The 16,818-nt window shown below is 37.1% G+C and carries 17 protein-coding genes and 2 tRNA genes; 8 read left to right on the top strand and 11 right to left on the bottom strand.

Annotated elements, in window-relative coordinates; translation table 11 throughout:
- Positions 1-503: 503 nt before the first annotated feature.
- Complete coding sequence (locus tag J7E57_RS01100) at positions 504-836, bottom strand: hypothetical protein (protein ID WP_215129764.1); 333 nt, start codon at positions 834-836, stop codon at positions 504-506.
- Positions 837-863: 27 nt separating this feature from the next.
- Positions 864-1,088: a hypothetical protein gene (locus J7E57_RS01095; RefSeq protein ID WP_215129762.1), complete on the bottom strand. Its 225-nt coding sequence runs from the start codon at positions 1,086-1,088 to the stop codon at positions 864-866.
- 313 nt (positions 1,089-1,401) lie between these two features.
- On the opposite strand from J7E57_RS01095, the gene J7E57_RS27395 reads away from it, so the two are divergent.
- On the top strand, positions 1,402-1,650 hold the full coding sequence (locus tag J7E57_RS27395) for a LytTR family transcriptional regulator DNA-binding domain-containing protein (protein WP_410522673.1): 249 nt from the start codon (positions 1,402-1,404) through the stop codon (positions 1,648-1,650).
- A 5-nt stretch (positions 1,651-1,655) separates the two neighbouring features.
- Here the strand turns inward: J7E57_RS27395 and J7E57_RS01090 are convergent, their stop codons facing one another.
- The 7 genes from J7E57_RS01090 to J7E57_RS01060 form a co-directional block, all read right to left on the bottom strand.
- On the bottom strand, positions 1,656-2,795 hold the full coding sequence (locus tag J7E57_RS01090) for a TlpA family protein disulfide reductase (RefSeq protein ID WP_215129760.1): 1,140 nt from the start codon (positions 2,793-2,795) through the stop codon (positions 1,656-1,658).
- A 466-nt stretch (positions 2,796-3,261) separates the two neighbouring features.
- Positions 3,262-4,545, bottom strand: a complete 1,284-nt coding sequence (locus tag J7E57_RS01085) for an HlyD family efflux transporter periplasmic adaptor subunit (RefSeq protein ID WP_215129758.1) — start codon at positions 4,543-4,545, stop codon at positions 3,262-3,264.
- 11 nt (positions 4,546-4,556) lie between these two features.
- Positions 4,557-6,743, bottom strand: a complete 2,187-nt coding sequence (locus J7E57_RS01080) for a peptidase domain-containing ABC transporter (protein ID WP_215129756.1) — start codon at positions 6,741-6,743, stop codon at positions 4,557-4,559.
- Between the two features lie 67 nt (positions 6,744-6,810).
- Positions 6,811-7,959 carry a TlpA family protein disulfide reductase gene (locus J7E57_RS01075; protein WP_215129754.1) on the bottom strand — a complete coding sequence of 383 codons (1,149 nt, stop codon included), beginning with the start codon at positions 7,957-7,959 and terminating at the stop codon, positions 6,811-6,813.
- A gap of 30 nt (positions 7,960-7,989) precedes the next feature.
- Positions 7,990-8,643 carry a DUF4369 domain-containing protein gene (locus J7E57_RS01070; protein WP_215129752.1) on the bottom strand — a complete coding sequence of 218 codons (654 nt, stop codon included), beginning with the start codon at positions 8,641-8,643 and terminating at the stop codon, positions 7,990-7,992.
- Between the two features lie 66 nt (positions 8,644-8,709).
- Complete coding sequence (locus tag J7E57_RS01065; RefSeq protein ID WP_215129750.1) at positions 8,710-8,904, bottom strand: hypothetical protein; 195 nt, start codon at positions 8,902-8,904, stop codon at positions 8,710-8,712.
- A 158-nt stretch (positions 8,905-9,062) separates the two neighbouring features.
- On the bottom strand, positions 9,063-10,643 hold the full coding sequence (locus J7E57_RS01060; protein ID WP_215129748.1) for a thioredoxin domain-containing protein: 1,581 nt from the start codon (positions 10,641-10,643) through the stop codon (positions 9,063-9,065).
- Positions 10,644-11,124: 481 nt separating this feature from the next.
- On the opposite strand from J7E57_RS01060, the gene J7E57_RS01055 reads away from it, so the two are divergent.
- The 5 genes from J7E57_RS01055 to J7E57_RS01035 are packed head-to-tail and all read left to right on the top strand — an operon-like array spanning position 11,125 to position 15,037.
- Positions 11,125-11,304 carry a class I lanthipeptide gene (locus J7E57_RS01055; protein ID WP_215129746.1) on the top strand — a complete coding sequence of 60 codons (180 nt, stop codon included), beginning with the start codon at positions 11,125-11,127 and terminating at the stop codon, positions 11,302-11,304.
- Positions 11,305-11,331: 27 nt separating this feature from the next.
- Positions 11,332-12,783: a S41 family peptidase gene (locus J7E57_RS01050; RefSeq protein WP_215129744.1), complete on the top strand. Its 1,452-nt coding sequence runs from the start codon at positions 11,332-11,334 to the stop codon at positions 12,781-12,783.
- Positions 12,780-13,832 (top strand): sensor histidine kinase, encoded by a 1,053-nt coding sequence (locus tag J7E57_RS01045; protein ID WP_215129742.1) that lies wholly within the window; start codon positions 12,780-12,782, stop codon positions 13,830-13,832. The genes J7E57_RS01050 and J7E57_RS01045 overlap by 4 nt, the downstream gene beginning before the upstream one ends.
- Before the next feature lie 57 nt (positions 13,833-13,889).
- Positions 13,890-14,612, top strand: coding sequence for a LytR/AlgR family response regulator transcription factor (locus J7E57_RS01040; RefSeq protein ID WP_215129740.1), 723 nt, complete (start codon positions 13,890-13,892; stop codon positions 14,610-14,612).
- Positions 14,613-14,668: 56 nt separating this feature from the next.
- Entirely contained in the window at positions 14,669-15,037 is a 369-nt protein-coding gene (locus J7E57_RS01035) for a LytR/AlgR family response regulator transcription factor (RefSeq protein ID WP_215129738.1), read from the top strand.
- A gap of 226 nt (positions 15,038-15,263) precedes the next feature.
- Here J7E57_RS01035 and J7E57_RS01030 read toward each other — a convergent pair whose 3' ends face one another.
- The gene (locus tag J7E57_RS01030) at positions 15,264-15,572 is read right to left on the bottom strand and encodes a hypothetical protein (protein WP_215129736.1); all 309 of its coding nucleotides are present in this window, start codon (positions 15,570-15,572) and stop codon (positions 15,264-15,266) included.
- 509 nt (positions 15,573-16,081) lie between these two features.
- Here J7E57_RS01030 and J7E57_RS01025 point away from each other — a divergent pair.
- Together J7E57_RS01025 and J7E57_RS01020 are read left to right on the top strand one after the other, a co-directional pair.
- Positions 16,082-16,157, top strand: a tRNA-Met gene (locus J7E57_RS01025).
- Positions 16,158-16,232: 75 nt separating this feature from the next.
- Positions 16,233-16,304: transfer RNA gene (locus J7E57_RS01020), tRNA-Glu, on the top strand.
- Positions 16,305-16,383: 79 nt separating this feature from the next.
- Here the strand turns inward: J7E57_RS01020 and J7E57_RS01015 are convergent.
- Positions 16,384-16,761, bottom strand: a complete 378-nt coding sequence (locus J7E57_RS01015; protein WP_215129734.1) for a winged helix-turn-helix transcriptional regulator — start codon at positions 16,759-16,761, stop codon at positions 16,384-16,386.
- Positions 16,762-16,818 lie beyond the last annotated feature (57 nt).

The raw sequence follows: 16,818 nt of genomic DNA, 5'->3' as shown, positions 1-16,818 counted from the left end.
TAAGTCCGACCTATAAAAGAATTAATGTGAATATGCTTCTATAGAGTAAAAAAGCAATTAGAAAGCGTTGGAAGTACGCAGTAAATTATGATGTAAAATATAAACCAATTATCATCATTTCTTTTATTGCTTTCACTAAAGTGCCCCATAGAAAGTAAAAACTATTTCAGTGAAAGAAAGTATCACGCACAATTTTCGCAAATATTTTTAATAACACGTGTATTATGTTCAAATTACCAAACATTTACAGCAATAATTTTTTTTAGAAAATAGAAATTATAAATTATTTATGGTAGTTTCGTCCCGTGGGGGTGAGAGCCCACGATCATTATTTACATAATGAGAGCGTTAATTTAGATTGGCAGGCGCATTAAGTTGTGTCTGCTTTTTTTCTGCAGCTTTCCTCCACAGGCATTTAACTTTCTGTCTAGCTCACGGAAGTGGGATATGGATAATCATAATTCATCTTTTTTTATGAATATCCAGCCAAAGGAAATTGATATTTATTCAATCTTTAAAAAACGCTGGTGGTTCCGGTAGCCCAATTTTGACCATTCTGAGGCCGTCGGAATTCTAAGTAAATACAATTCCATTTCATAAGCCGGGTCATCAGTCCAATCCTTAACTTGTACCTTGATTTGATAGTTTCCTAATCTAGTTATTTTAATATCGGCAACTTTGCACGAACTATACCTTTCATGTGCCCAGTCCTCTAATGCAATCAAAAGATCATCCATATTAGTTACAATAAACAGATACTTTATTGACTTTCCATTAAAATATCCATCCTCCCCTTCTTCGTCATTGAGAAGATATATTCCTTGATCTATTTTCATAATTTTAATGCTCGTTTCTATCTAACTTTAATGAGGCAGTTCAACAAATAGATAAGAATAGAACCCGGCTGTTAACTTATCAGTTAAAGCCTCAATCTTTTGATGTGGGTAATTTATTGTCGCTTTATCAATAAAAGCCGTGATTTCGTTATCCGTCAATTTACTAAAGCTTTGACTAAAATCATGATTAGTTCCTGTTAAGCGTTGAATTTCAAGCATTACCAAATAATGTATTTTATAATCTTTTTCCATAATGTTCTTCTTTATTTAAGTGTTCCAACCGTGATATTGTATTTTTTTCCTTTTCATAAATAATAAATAGTACTTCATGTAAACTACAACTAACTTAATCAATTAAAAAATCCGAAGTGGTGCTCTTCGGATTTTTATCTTGCTTTTATCACAAACTATTAAATTATCTCTAACCATTTAGATTAAAGGCAAGATGATTAAAATCAACCTAATCGATATTGATTTCATCGAGCGTATGAAAAATTATGTTGCTTTCCACCACAACGGTATCCGTACCATCGCACTGACCACTATGAAGGACATTGAAGGATAATTGCCTGAGGAGTATTTTATCCGGGTTCAAAAGTCCTTTATCATTACAATAAATAAAATTACTGCGCTTGATGGAAATAGGGTCATTCTCAAAAATATCTCCTCAGAAATTTTAATTGGAGAGACCCATAGCAACATCTCTTGGAAACAATCAAAAAAAGCAGATTATATAATTGTCCGCAAGCCTACTAATTTACCACAATCTTTTCTACCCGCATTTAACTATGGAACTGACCTGCTACAAGATTGATTATATTATAATAAGCTCTCAATCATTTTGGTAATCTGATCCTCAAGCTCTTTATAAAACCCGTCATATGACTGCGCAATTCTGCCCTGTTTATCAATTAAATAAAATGATGGGTATCCATCAAATGGAAAGGCTTTTTGTATTGATCTGTCTGAGGTGTAACTTGATGTTTTTACATTCTCCTTCAGATCGAATTTGAGAATAGCCTCTGGTGTGTCAATAGGATAAATGTTCAATATCACTAAATCCTTACCGAGGTATTTTTCATTAATCCTATTTAGCATTTGGGCGGCTCCCACACAATGTGGACAGCCAATCAAGCTAAAGTTGATTAATAAAATTTTTCCCTTTTGTTTTTTAGCATCCAATTCCAAACCTGTCAGATCCCTAGCATGTAAAGTTGGAGCGATAGTCCCATTTGCTAAAAATACCACGGGCTGTCTGCTTACAGGTAGTTTAAAATGGCTGGGTATCGAAGTATTAGAAAGATCGGGAAACTTTTTTTTATTAATAACGAATTTGCTATAGTTATGGATTTCGATAAGACCAAATACCGTACCGTCATCTCCACGCCCCTTAAATCTACTGATAATCTTGATTGGGAATTTTGTTGTTTTGTCAATAATATAGTTACTGATATTGTAAAAATGCTCACTATTGTCAATTGTATCGGATTCAACAATTCGAATATTAGCAAACTGCATTCCGTTGATAATTGTATCCTGATATTCACGTCTATCAACCCTCATTTTCGCAGATAACTTTTGCATCTTTGTTGCCCAATAGGCCAGAGTTCTTGTGTCCTGGTTCAGCACCTTATCTTTTTCAACATTATATGTACTATCCTTAAAGTTTAACATCACCAATCTATTTCCGTCAAAAGAGTAAGAAATATCTCTTCCTTTCAGAAAAAATCGGCCATCTGCAAACCGATCCTGAAATGAAATATATGACCTTAAAGTATCTGCATAAAAATCTTCTTGAAATGAGAATTTAGTTTCTACAATATCCGTATAGCTGATGTTTTTTAAACTTTTAATTTTTTCTGAGGACTTTACCAGAAATTGGGCACAGGCATCCCCAGAAAAAAAAAGAAACAGTATCAGACATATGAGTGCCAGCATTCTCGGGATAAATGTTATCATAATCTAAAATAAACAAAATTTGAGATAAATAAATTTGCTATAAAAATTGTTGAATTTCAAGCATTACTAAATAATGTATTTTATAATCTTTTTCCATAATCTTCTATTTTATTTAAGTGTTCCACTGGTGATATTCTATTTTTTTCCTTTTCATAAATAGTACTTCATGGTAAACTACAACTAACTTAATCAATTAAAAAATCCGAAGTGGTGCTCTTCGGATTTTTATCTTGCTTTTTTCAAAAACTACTAAATTATCTCTAATCTTTTAGGTTCTTATTTTCATTACGCAAACCTAAATTTACTTCCTTATGTTGAAGCTACGTCAAGAAATATTGATATCCCCAAATTACACCAATTCACAAATAAACTTATGATCAGTTGCAATGTTGCGTATTTGCGAGGCGACATTAGTTTTTCCATAGCATTAAAAAAATTTTAGGTGGACAAGTACAGGTTTGGGTAGCTAGCCATTGTTCAACATTTTCGTTATGTTTCTAAAAAAACGTTGCAGTAAAGAGCTTTCTTCCGTAATTATTTCTGCATCGGCCTGCATCCCCGTCTTTAGGACGATCTTACGATCTCGATCTTTATTCTCAAAATGTTCGAAGCTTACTTTTGCAATAAATACACTATCGCGGTAGGCAACATCTGAAATATAGGTTAGTCTTCCCCTGATTATACCATATTGTTCATAGGGATAGCTACGCATTTTCACCAGTGTTTTTGCGCCCTTTTTTATTTTCCCCATATTGTATTGCGGGATCTGGATCTCGCCAAAGAAATCAGTATTACCTGGATTTACAACAAACACTTCCTGATTAATCTGCACATTCTGGTTTTGCTGGACAATACCTGCAAAACTTACGTGTCCTTTAACCGGAGCAGTTAAAATATGCTGCATCATCCAATTATCACTTTCTGTGATGCACTGGTTTAGAGCCTGCACAAATTTGGACTGTTCTTCAGCGATCGTATGGCGCAGATCTAACAATTCCTTCTCTTTAGCACTATAAGTCCCTAAATTAGTAAGCATTGCCGTCTCACTTTGCTGCAATGGGTATTTCGCCGAAAGATATTTGTTTTCCTGCTGTGAAAACTCACTTCTGGATATGACCTTATTCTTATATAATTTCTGGTAAGCCTTGTATTCCTCTTCCTGGTTCGTATACTCCAATTGCTGTATTTGCTGCTGCTTTTGTATCTGCCTACCTAATGTTTTAATATCTTTCAAATCTTTCTCAAGAAAGACCATACGGTTAAGATAATATCCGTTTTTAGTTGTGGCCTGATATTGGAGGTACTGCTGATAGAAATTCTGGTAACTGCCTTGTATTTCGCCAAGATTCAACCCTTCAGGCAAAACGATTGTCTCAAAGTTTCTTTTTGAAATTCTTGACTGTACCAGTTTAAGTTCATAGTTTAACTTCAGTATATCTTCGGCTTTTGCAGTACTCTCAAAGTATGCCAGCGGCTGCCCAGCCTCTACAGCCTGACCTTCTGAAATAAGCAATCTCGTCAGTTTTCCCGTTTGTTTTGCCTGAACAGGCTTTGGGGCATTAAGGCAATTCACCTTTAAGGTGGTTTTAACTATATCGGGATAATTGATAAACGATGAAAGTAAAATGATACCACCCAGAATAGAAAATACCATAGTAATTCCCCATCGCAAAATCCATGATGGCACAGCAGTTATTATTTCATTTACTTCCTCACTATTAACCTCTTGATCGAGTATCTTATCTGGCATAATGTAAAAATTTAGTTCCCAAGCTCAAGCTGGTTTTTTACCAACAGGTAGTATTCTCCCTTGCTTTCGGTGAGTTCAGCATGTGTACCTTGTTCTATTATTACACCTTTATCAAGGACAACAATATTATCGGCATTTTTCACCGTGCTGAGGCGGTGTGCCACAACAACGACAGTCCGTCCCTTAAAAAAGGTTTCGAGGTTTTCCATAATTACTTTCTCGTTAATTGCATCAAGTGCGTTTGTCGCCTCGTCAAAGAAGATATATTTCGGGTTTTTATAAATGGCCCTGGCAATCAAGATCCGTTGACGCTGCCCCTGGCTGATACCGTTACCTTCCGCACCGATCTTTGTGTTTAAACCCAAGGGTAGATTCTCTATAAAGTCGGTGATATTAGCCATTTCAATGGCATGTTTGAGTTTCGTTATATCAGGATATTCATCACCCGCTGCAATATTCCTTGCAATACTGTCCGAGAAGATAAAACCATCCTGCATCACCACACCGCACAGGCTCCGCCAATAGCGAAAACTGACCTGGTTAAGATAACTGTTTCCAATCTTTATATCTCCTTTTTCAGGTTCGTAAAAACGGAGTAGTAATTTTAATATCGTTGTTTTACCGCTGCCGCTCATCCCTACTATAGCTGTGGTTTTGCCTTCAGGTATGTCCAAAGTAATATTTGACAGTACTGGTTCATTACCAGCACCTGGATAGCTAAAAGTTAAGTTCTGAAGGGAAATACCCTTATCAAAAGGCAGTTCTTTAATAAAAGTCTTGTCCAGAGGTTCTTCATCATCCATTTCACGGATTTCGTTTAAGCGTTCTAAAGATATTTTGGCATCCTGAAACTGTTGGACAAAGCCAAGCATTTGTTCTATCGGACTGTTCAGCTGGCCAATGATATACTGTACGGCCATCATCGCACCCAATGTTAGCTGACCATCGACGACCGATTTGGCTACCAAAAAGGTAATGATGATATTTTTGCCTTCATTAATGAAGAAAGCACCAGCTTGCTGGTACTGCGTTAATTTCAGACTTTTGATATTAAAACGGAAAAGTCCTGCCTGTAACCGTTCCCATTCCCAACGTTTCTGTTGTTCGCAGTTGTTGAGTTTTATTTCCTGCATCCCACTTATCAACTGCACTACTGCGCTCTGATTTTGTGAGGAAAGATCGAACCGCTTAAAATCCAAAGAACGACGCTTTCTTAAAAAAAGCATTACCCAAATGCTATACAGTACAGTACTTACAACAAAAATAATGAAGATGGTAATATTATAAAACGCTAGGACAAAACCGAACACGATCAGGTTAAACAAAGAAAAAATAACGGTAAGCGTAGATCCGGTAAGAAAGCTTTCAATTCTTTTCTGATCATTCATCCGCTGCATAATATCCCCGGTCATTTTGCTGTCGAAAAAATGCATAGGCAGCTTCATCAGCTTGATTAAAAAGTCAGTAAGGATAGAAATATTAATACGTGTACTGATATGCAGCAATATCCAAGAACGGATAAAGTCTACACTTGTCCTTCCAATAAATAACATTGTCTGCGCAATGAGGATAATGTAAATGAAATTAATGTTCCGAGTATTGATCCCGATATCAACCACAGACTGGGTGAGGAACGGCAAGATCAACTGCAACAGGCTTCCTACGCCAAGCCCGGCAAAAAGCTGGATAACAAGTGCTTTGTAACGGTAGAGGTACTTTGCCAGGTATGAAAGATCCAGTGATTCTGTCTTATCACCCTCTTGCAGGTAAAAATCAGGTGCAGGAGAAAGCAGGAGTACGATACCTTCACTTTTCTCATTATTTGCCCTGGCGCTCCAATGCTTTAAAAATTCATTCTCAGAATATTTTAAAAGCCCTTTGGCAGGATCGGCAATATGATAGTATTCCTTTTTAACCTTATATAGTACAACAAAATGATTCTGATCCCAGTGTAAGATCAGTGGAAATTCTGATTTCTTCAACTCATCCAAACCAATCTTCGCCCCTGCCGTCCGAAAGCCAATCTTTTCAGCAGCTTCGCTTATCCCCAACAGAGAGACCCCTTCACGGTTTAACCCTGATATGTCCCTAAGTTTTTGCAAGCTAAAGTTTTTGCCATAATGTCTGGCCACCATGCGCAGACAGGTTGGCCCGCAGTCCATCTGGTCGGGTTGTTTATAAAAGGTGAATATTTTCACTTGCGTAAATTAAAAATGGAAGCTTTTCTTTCTCTGCCTTTGGTTGGTCTAATGTTATATTCTTTAATCATTTACCGGGGAACAACTGCTGCAACAACTTGCTAAGACCGTCTCCGTTTAGATTTCTTGCTATGATTATCCCATTGCTGTCGATCAGATAGTTTGTGGGAATATACTTTATACCGTAGGCTTTTTGAGCCACATTTGCAAAATCGCTTAACTGATACCAGATCGAGATCTTATCCTGTTTAATAGCTCTGAGCCAGTTTTTTTTTAATGCCGGACTGTCCCTGCTAATACTGACAATGCTGAAGCCGTTACTACTGTACTTTTTAAATTCCCTCAACAGTAATGGGGCTTGCTGCCTGCACGGGCCGCACCAGCTCGCCCAAAAATCTATCAAAATATACTTTGCCTTTATTCCCCTTACACTAACGGCTCTACCGGCAGTATCTAAGAGAGAGACATCTTGGAGTACTTTTCCAATGGACATACGCTTTGAGAGGTCTATATTACTTTCGAGAATACCTGCTGAAGGCATTTTTCGCACAGCTTCGCCCATCCCGTCAAGGAGTTCACTGATCTTATCCGGTTCGGTCTTGATGCGTTGATCTGTTATCGGCCGGTCAGCATACCGTGTGAGGGCGTACAGACCAATTGCCTCATTTGGAAAAGAGCGAACAGTTTTCAGATAAATTTCACTATCAATCACATTTTCAATCGAGTCCCTGATTTTTCCAATTTCCGCTTCTACATCTTCGGTTTTTCTGTTCAGATAACTGACTTTTCTAACAAGGCTGTCAGATAAGGCTTTGTAGGACTTGACACGGTTATCCAAACTTGAAACCTTGGCCAAGAATAGGTTGACCGAACAAACTGCTAATTTGGCTTCATACTTGTCAGTCACTGAAATATCCGTTTTAGACCCGCTCCAAAAGGATGTGGAGGTCTCCGGTTTATCGTTCCACTGGATATTTACAACGAAAAGTTCAGGTTCTTTAAAGCTCTCGCTGTATGACACCCTCTGGTGCAAAACAGCCAGCGTATCTTTTTTTAAAGTGTAACCGTCAAGAGCTACTTTTTGTAGTATGACCAATTTCGGCTTTTCCTTAACCGCCGTGAAGTCTATTGCAAATTGCGCAGAAGAATCTTTCTGTTGGGCATGTATCCCATACGTTAGCACCAAAAGTATAATGATAGTGGTAAGGGTCTTCATCTTTTCAATCCTTATTAAATACAGGTACAGTTATAATGCGTCAATGCTCTTTTTTAGCTCAATCCCGTTAGGACTTTTTTTGATTCTTTCGGATAACAGTGAATACAGAACTTTGAGAGGTTGTTTCTTGTCCATATCTCCCCTGGAAGGCGCATCATTCATCTGAACCATTTTGTCAATCATGGATAGGCTTACGGGTGAATCAGGATATTTCTTTATAAATTCGACACTTTTTCCCTGGGCTACCGCGGGCTTGCTTTCATCCCACTGTTTAGTCAACTTACCTCCGGAAATAATTTTTGAATTTGATGCCAGCTGGCCGTTTTCGATCTCAAAAGTTACTTCTTCAAGAATCACCGGTCTGAGATTTTTCCTCCCGTTGATCCAAACTCCCTGTTTAAGTTTTGAGTATAGCTCATCCATAGTGATGTTGCCTCTTTCATCAACAAACATGACTGCAGGTTTAAAATTTTCCCCTTTTAAATCTGTTTTACCTGAGAAACTGAAGCTATTGTTTTTAATTGGAACGACTTTGAACATTTCTTTATTCTTAGCAACAACGAGATAGGCAAACTTTGCTGATTTGTCGTTTTTAACAATCCCTTTAACAAGATAGCTGTTAGTCTGCGCATTTATTAAAAGGGGAAAAATGGAAAGAAGTATTATGTGTGTAAGTTTTTTCATAAAGGAAATTAGTAAATATTTTCTGGTATGACGAATCATACCAGAAAATTAATTAATTAGACAAAGTTATGAGCAACGGCCATCGCAATAATCGTAAACCCCATCATCTGTAGGATCATATTCCTGCCCTATAACAACGCAACAGTTAAAGCAGATATCATAATCATGGTAATCGCCTGTTAAACATGGATTAGCTACGGGAGTGTTACCTCCCATTACATTTTTCATCTCAGCTCTGCTGAGTAAATTCATTTTTTTCATTGGTTCAATTTTTATTTGTTATTAGTATTGCCGTCCCTTCACGCAGGGTCAACTTTAGCGATGGAGGTAAACGCCTTCATTCGTCTTTGGGCAGAATCGTTTGCAACCGCACCACCCTTTTTGTACAAAATCTTAGTCTCTTTTTTATAATGAAATGCTTATTCAATTAAATACCTTAAATCCGATGGATGATAAGGTTGTGGCAATTTATATCCATTGACAAGAATGGTCGGAGTAAAAGTTATATCTGCCATCTCACACCATTCATTTTGCTTGTTTATTGCTAAAATCGTTTCATCATTCAAATTTGACGGATATTTTTCTGCCCAGAATTCATACCTTTTATGTTGATGCTTGTACCAGTCACTCAGTGCATTCCCGACAAGTGTTTTATCGGGCAGCTGGTTCAAAGAAGTTAAGTGCATGGCTACCTTTGTCCGCTCTTTTTGATTATGACCGGTAGTGGCAAAGAGAACCTTGACTTGGAGATCATCCCTGCTGTTTAAGAGCTCTTCCAATGTTTCATGCGCCTTTCCGCAAGGTCCACAGAACGGATTGCTAACCATTGTGATTACAGTTTCAGCAGCAGGGTTGCCTAAGATAATAGGCCGCAGCTCATCGCTTACCGCATAGCGCACCTGGCTGGTCAGCGTCTTGCCAAACAGGTTTTTATTGTATTTAAACTTTTTCAACTGTTGTCTAAGCGGAACTACCTGAACAGATGCATGCAGGAGCGGTTTTAGAAAGGACCACACCAGAACCGGCAAGAGAAAAGAAATAGGTAAATAATAAAATAAAGGAAGATGAAAACTGATATGATAAGATGCAGATGTTACATTGATCAAAAACTCCAACCATAGAATAATCTGTATGCTACAGCACAATACACACCAGTTTTTTCGCGTATATTGGTAGGCAATAGAATACATTGTATATGGAAGTGCAAGCACGTTCAACCAGGCAAGAAGATGTAGGGAAAGTGGGTAGATAAACAGGAGCAAAAAAGATCCCGCAAAATAAAAAAAACCGACCTCACTCCAGCTTAAATAGTGTGTTATTTGGGCTGCATCAGATTTCAGGATAGCATTACAATCGCCTTTTCCCATCATACCGCACAGATTCTGGATAAATGGATTTTTGCTATCGCTGCTTTGTATTAACAGTAATATGCTAACAATTACTCCCACAAGCTTTACAGATGCTAGCAATACATGGAGTGAGGTGAATGAAGCAGATATTGCTGCTAAGATAAAAACGGTTATCCCTAAAACTACAGAAATGGGCACAGCCAGTTTTTTCAAAAAATAGTTGAAATAATGCTGCTGGTAATTTTTTTCCCCGCTATCCACCTTTTTTTCTGCATGCAACGCAATGCCATCCCACTTTTTTAACAGTTCATCTTCCGTCATAACCAATTCCTGATGCTGTCCATCGGAATAATTCACTTTTCCATCATCAATGTTCAATATGAGAATAAACCGTCCACCATTTTCTCTAAGATGCGCTAAGAACGGGAAGAACAGTTCTTTAGGATCATAGTCATTCTTTTCTATTCTGTAGGTCTGGTTCTCAACATTCCACTCTGATAGACAATCACTCAACGCGAGTACACTTGGGTATTCAGGATGATCCTGGATGCACCTATCACTGGTAACTGGAGTAACCTTGATCCTTAATTGATTTAAAAGTGCAGTTAGAACACCTTCCAAATTGTACTCTTTCTGCTTCAACAGTTTCATATTATCTATGCTTCGTTATCGCGACCAGCATTTGTATATCGTTTGCTACGTAGTCACCTCATTATTATTAGAAGCTAAGTTTGATGTTTTTTCTTCTAAATCAAAGGCTCGAAAATATCTATTACACCAAATCCATGTTTCAATGGATGAACCCGCTTCCAAAGCCGGACGAACTGGGGTAAAAAACATCTCATTAATTAAATACTCTGATGAAATACTTGAACAGCACAGAAAATAGTCCAAGAAAAATTGCCCTCCCTAAATCTAGCATTTAGGCATGAATTGGTACATTGAACTATATAAATCAGAAATTCACTTTCTGAAATTCAGCAGTCATTGTAGTATTTATAAAAAAAGAGAGATGGATATGTCCTTACCAAATGGGCGTTCGTCCCTGTTATTACCTGTTTGGTTTAATATGTTTGGAGACGATGCTAATAAATAATACTTTTAATTTTTAAATACATACATCTACAATAACATGAAAAACAAAAAATTAGAAAAAAGGGTTCAGTTTATCTTTAAAAGAAAATCAATTACGAACCTGACCAAAGAACAAATGCGTCACGTCAAAGGCGGAGATGGCCCTACAACTGAAATCCCATCAACACTACCGGGCTGTGTTGAAGACAAACCAACGCTGAACACCATAAGCCTTTAATCATAACCGAGACCGATAAAAACCGACATGAATAGATATTTTAGACATCTTGTTTCTTTTATACTTGTTTTCTCATGCTTTTCTTCAAGAGCCCAGAACTGTAGCTGTAGCGATAACCTGAAATTTGTTGTAGAAAGAGTAAAGAAAAATTACGTTGGCTATAACGACAAGATAAATAGCTCAAATAGAAACAGGTTTGAGCTATTTACCGATAGCCTGATAAATGAAGCCTATAAAGCACCCACTTATCAATGCCTGCCAATTTTAAAAAAATGGCTTTCTTTTTTTAAGGATAAGCATCTTGGTGTCAGCTACGATGACAGTAATTATAGCAAAGAGCAAATAAGGACTTATTATGCCAGAGAAGAAAAAACAGGCTGGACAGAAACCATATTCGATACGTATTTAAAAGAAAAAACAAGTAGTCTGGACAGTTTGGAAGGTATCTGGAAGGATCATACCGGAGCCTACCAGATAGGTATTGTAAGGGATATAAAAAGTAAAAATGATTTTATCGGTTTTATTATAAAGGCGGACGGTACAAGATGGACACCACAACAGGTCAAATTAAGAATTACTAAAAAAAATGACCGATATTTTCTAAAATACTTTAGGGCTGTTGATCATTCACTTAATCCCCTTTCATTCCAAAAAATAAAAGATACATTAACACTTGGCGATGGGGTTGTCACTTCAAGATGGTATAAAAATTCAGTAGATATTCCGCAAACGCCAAGTCAAACCCGCAGCAGTGATCCTGGTCCCAAGTTTACAATATTGGATGACAAAACCTGTCTATTTTCGATGCCTTCATATGCATCACTGGCTTATGTAAGTGTCATGGATAGCATCATTAGAAAAAACTCGGATGAAATAGCAAAGCGTGATCATTTGATAATAGATCTTAGAAACAATTATGGGGGGTCGGTACTTATTTACGACAAGTTAATCCCGTACATCTATACCAATCCGATTTTAACCGAGGGAGCAAGTGTCCTGGCTACTGAAGAGAATATCCGGGATTATTACAGTCAAATCCCATCAAATGTTCCCGACAGCATGAAAAAGATATTTGAGAGGAACCTTAGCAATTTAAAATTGCATATTAATGAGCTTTATCCCCTATATCCTGTAGACACGGTTAAACTCACCAAAGTATTCAATTCTCCAAAATATGTTTCTCTGATCATAAACAGCAATACGGCCAGCGCAGCTGAACTTTTTATTTTACAGGCAAAACAGAGTTCCAAAGTTAAACTTTACGGCGGTAATTCTTCAGGGGCAATAGATTATTTGGAAGTTGTAAGAACGAAATTGCCCTGTTACTTTTACAGCCTAGGTTATCCGGCATGTAAATCTTTAAGACTACCTGGTTACCCACTGGATAACATCGGTATCAAGCCGGACGTAAAGATCCCTGGCGATGTTTCCGATTGGTTAAATTTTGTAAGAACTGATCAGGCGAAAAAGAGGCCATGAAAAAAAAATATAGAATAATATTATTCCATGCCATCTTTTGGCTTGGCTATATGCTGATCAGTACCTCGATTGAATTTGTGGTCAACCCAAAAGATTATTTTTTTAGTATCGGGGATTTTTTCTTTACCCAGTTTCCCAATATATGCACATTCTATTTATGCATTTATATATATACTAAGTATGTAAATCCGCTAAAGATCTATCTGCTGACCATCGGTATCGTATCCGTTTATCTGTTTTCCTATTTAAACTGGTATATAACAGCCTATCATATCCGGCCGTTGATAAAGGCTAACGGAGGGCCAACTCCGGCATTTCATATGTGGACATTTGCGGTTCCGGTTCTTTGGCTGTACATCAAATATTCATTTTTTGCATTTGGATATTACTATTCTACAGAGAACATCAAATATCAAAAAGCGTTACGTACCGTCGAAAAGGAAAAACATCATGCACAATATGCATTTCTAAGGGCTCAGATCAATCCCCATTTCTTAAACAACACACTTAACTTTTTCTATGCCAAATCCCTGCCTTTATCAGCAGAACTGGCCGATGGGATCATGACGCTGAGTGAAATCATGCACTACTCTCTAAAGCAGGACCGAGAAGACCAGACTACCTTGCTGGACGAAGAGATTGCGCACATTAAAAATGTGATCACCATCAACCAGCTGCGTTTTAACCATCAATTACATATAGATTTTGAGGTCAGCGGTCCAACGGCGAATGTGCGTATTATTCCGCTCATCCTGATTACCATAGTGGAGAATATATTAAAGCATGGTAGCTGCACAGATGAGTCAAACCCGGTTAAAATTGGCTTGACAATAAATGAAGATAAACATTACATCCAACTCAAAACTTTCAACAAAAAGAAAAAAGGACCGAAAGAACTCTCCAGTGGCATCGGCATGGAAAATATCCGCCAGCGGCTCAGTCACCATTATGGGAAAGGTTTTAACCTTTCTATCCTTGATACAGAAACCGATTATCAACTTGAAATGACATTATATCCTTTAACAATCAGAACTACTATCGCAATATAAAATTTCCGAAGATCATTCACCATATCACAGCCAATATTTATCAAATACCTCTCTACCATGATTAACTGTATTATCGTTGACGATGAAATACATGCTATAGAAGTTTTACAGCATCATATCAAATCTATCGCTCAACTCAACTTAATTGCCTGCTTTACAAAGCCTACAGAAGCTATTACTTTTTTGAACGGCCAGCAGGTCGATCTTATCTTCTTAGATATCCATATGCCTGAGATATCAGGGATAGAATTCATCCAGGCGGTCCGCCATATCAGTTGCCACTTTATTCTAACAACAGCCTACAGGGAATTTGCCGCCGACGGTTTCGATCTTGATGTTGTCGACTACCTTATAAAACCCATCTCGCTAAATCGTTTTTTACAAGGATTCACGAAAGCTCAAAGAGCAATCAGCTCCAAAACGGATCATACTAAGGATTCTATTGAAACAGATTATTTTATGGTCAAATCACAGATTAAGGGCAATATGATCAAAATAAACCTAGCCGACATTGATTATATAGAAGGTATGAAAAACTATGTTGCATTTCATCACAAAGGTATTAGAACCGTTGCGTTGATTACCATGAAAGACATTGAAGGAAAATTACCGGATAAATATTTTATGCGTATTCAAAAGTCTTTTATTATTGCACTTAATAAAGTAACAGCACTTAATGGAAACCGCGTAATTCTTAAAGATGTTTCATCAGAAATTTTAATTGGAGAGACCTATAAGCAACATTTTTTAGAAACAATCAAGAAAAAGCAGATTATATAATTATTATCACTTAAGGCAATAAATTTTACAATAATCTTTTACACCTAGATTTAACTATGGAACTGACCTGCTACATTGTTGATGATGAATGCTATTGCATCGCTTATACTTCCGATCTCATTACGGCAACTAACGCATTTAGGATCATCGGGACTACAACCGATCCTAGAACTGCAGTAACGGAGATAAAGGAACTTAAGCCTGATGTTATATTTACAGATATCAATATGCCATATATTTCGGGTATTGATCTAGCCGCCCAAGTTGAACACATAGGATTAGTGGTATTTATTAGTTCTAACATACTATTTTTGCACCCTGGGATAGATCTTCAGAAGTCCATGTTTCTAGGCAAGCCTGTGAGTTTACATGAGTTCTCAAAAGCTACCGCTCAAATTAAATCAAGATTAGGTCATAGGGCATAACAGCAACATAAAAGTAAGAGGGATAAGGTCAACAAAAGGATTGATTATTTATGGCATCCCTGCCGGACGGGCTTTCCGCTGTATCTCCCATACCGGAGGATGCCGCTACAATACCTGATGCAGACAACCCGCGTTTTCGATGTACTAATTTTTGCTTATCAGCAGGAACCTGCACCAACCCATATTTTTATACAGTTAATTTCAATGGATGATTATATCCACCAATCTATTCTTTGTTTGGCTTTAAATCTACTTTTTTAGCAATATGAATTCTTTTTGTTTTAAACATATCTTTTGCGAGATTTATCATTGGTACAGATATTAAGTATTCTGAGTAGTCATCGACTATTACATTCTCCATTATCAACAATTGTTCACCTGGCATAAATTTCAAAACATGTTTTTCATTTTTAATTCTTATTGTAATTATATAATAATCAGCGTTCTGCTCAATTTCACGGACTAATCCTAAATTGATCAGATAATTTCCAATTTTAAGATCCTTAGCTTCAACCTTTTTTATATCCTCAATCATATCATTAGGTTAGTGAAAATAAATACTAATATAAATATAATCTGCATCTATGACTAGATTACTACGGTATTAAAGATTTTCAACCTTGATCAGTGAAAAATAACAGATCGAATCGAAATTAACTCAATGTATAAAGGAAGATTTTCTACAATTAGTTTTTTTTAACAGTCTAATTAATATTGTTTTTATTATCTGTAGCTATAACTATTTGATAATCAAATTAAGAGAAACAATTACAAAAATTACCTTGAAATTTGTTGCAGGAATAAAGGTTTTCTTCTATATTTGCACCAGCAATAGCAGCTAACAAAATAAGATATCAGAATCGAATGAGTAATTCGATGAGTTAACAAAACAACATTTTGTAAATCACTGATAATAAGCATATTGCTCGATAGGTTCAATTCCCCTACGGGCTACAAAACCGCTACAGAGCTGAGCGGTTTTTTTTATCAGTTTCAATACTGCAAAATTGAAGGTTGGTATTTCCCTTAAAAAATACAATAGAGTGCGGGGTGGAGCAGTTGGTAGCTCGTCGGGCTCATAACCCGAAGGTCGCACGTTCGAGTCGTGTCCCCGCTACCAAGAAGTTGGGAGTTGAGAGTTTTAAGTTGGGAGTTTCTCCAAACTAAAGACTCCAAAGTCAAAACTCAGATTAATGGCCCGTTCGTCTAGGGGTGAGGACGCCAGATTTTCATTCTGGAAACAGGGGTTCGATTCCCCTACGGGCTACAATCCCGTTTTACGATAAGTAGAACGGGATTTTTTCTTTATAAGCAGTAACTCCAATCTATCCCCGAATTCTTTTAGCTTAATACTGCTTCCGCATACTTTGTTTAACTTTTTCTCTATGCTGTTTGCCCCATGCATCCAGTTCACCCAATACATTCTTTAAAGTTTGGCTATAGTCGGTTGCTTCATAAATAATGCTTACAGGTATGGTGGGATATACTTGACGTTTGATAAAGTCATTCAATTCCAAATCTTTTAATTCTTTTGCTAAGACCTTGGAGGATATTCCGGCAACTTCATTTTGAATTTCATTAAAACGTTTGGACGATTGTACAAGGGAAAGGATCAAAGCCAACTTCCATTTTCCATTCAGCACATACAATGCATCAAGAACATTCTTAAGTGAACCTGCACATTCCATTTTATCCGGTAGTGACTGATTTTTAACGACTTTCATAACAGCAAAGATAATCACTTACCGCAATGTAAGCACTTACCTTTAGGTAATGCGTAA

It is taken from the genome of Pedobacter sp. ISL-64, from assembly GCF_018613605.1.
In the GTDB taxonomy this organism is placed as follows: domain Bacteria; phylum Bacteroidota; class Bacteroidia; order Sphingobacteriales; family Sphingobacteriaceae; genus Pedobacter.
Note: the sequence above shows the minus strand (reverse complement) of the source record. Positions and strands in the feature narration are given on the sequence as shown.

Excerpts from the sequence above, each read along its gene's own strand:
- J7E57_RS01100 (WP_215129764.1), bottom strand. The coding sequence starts at position 836 with ATGAAAATAGATCAAGGAATATATCTTCTCAATGACGAAGAAGGGGAG.
- J7E57_RS01095 (WP_215129762.1), bottom strand. The coding sequence starts at position 1,088 with ATGGAAAAAGATTATAAAATACATTATTTGGTAATGCTTGAAATTCAA.
- J7E57_RS01090 (WP_215129760.1), bottom strand. The coding sequence starts at position 2,795 with ATGATAACATTTATCCCGAGAATGCTGGCACTCATATGTCTGATACTG.
- J7E57_RS01085 (WP_215129758.1), bottom strand. The coding sequence starts at position 4,545 with ATGCCAGATAAGATACTCGATCAAGAGGTTAATAGTGAGGAAGTAAAT.
- J7E57_RS01075 (WP_215129754.1), bottom strand. The coding sequence starts at position 7,959 with ATGAAGACCCTTACCACTATCATTATACTTTTGGTGCTAACGTATGGG.
- J7E57_RS01070 (WP_215129752.1), bottom strand. The coding sequence starts at position 8,643 with ATGAAAAAACTTACACACATAATACTTCTTTCCATTTTTCCCCTTTTA.
- J7E57_RS01065 (WP_215129750.1), bottom strand. The coding sequence starts at position 8,904 with ATGAAAAAAATGAATTTACTCAGCAGAGCTGAGATGAAAAATGTAATG.
- J7E57_RS01060 (WP_215129748.1), bottom strand. The coding sequence starts at position 10,643 with ATGAAACTGTTGAAGCAGAAAGAGTACAATTTGGAAGGTGTTCTAACT.
- J7E57_RS01055 (WP_215129746.1), top strand. The coding sequence starts at position 11,125 with ATGAAAAACAAAAAATTAGAAAAAAGGGTTCAGTTTATCTTTAAAAGA.
- J7E57_RS01050 (WP_215129744.1), top strand. The coding sequence starts at position 11,332 with ATGAATAGATATTTTAGACATCTTGTTTCTTTTATACTTGTTTTCTCA.
- J7E57_RS01045 (WP_215129742.1), top strand. The coding sequence starts at position 12,780 with ATGAAAAAAAAATATAGAATAATATTATTCCATGCCATCTTTTGGCTT.
- J7E57_RS01040 (WP_215129740.1), top strand. The coding sequence starts at position 13,890 with ATGATTAACTGTATTATCGTTGACGATGAAATACATGCTATAGAAGTT.
- J7E57_RS01035 (WP_215129738.1), top strand. The coding sequence starts at position 14,669 with ATGGAACTGACCTGCTACATTGTTGATGATGAATGCTATTGCATCGCT.
- J7E57_RS01030 (WP_215129736.1), bottom strand. The coding sequence starts at position 15,572 with ATGATTGAGGATATAAAAAAGGTTGAAGCTAAGGATCTTAAAATTGGA.
- J7E57_RS01015 (WP_215129734.1), bottom strand. The coding sequence starts at position 16,761 with ATGAAAGTCGTTAAAAATCAGTCACTACCGGATAAAATGGAATGTGCA.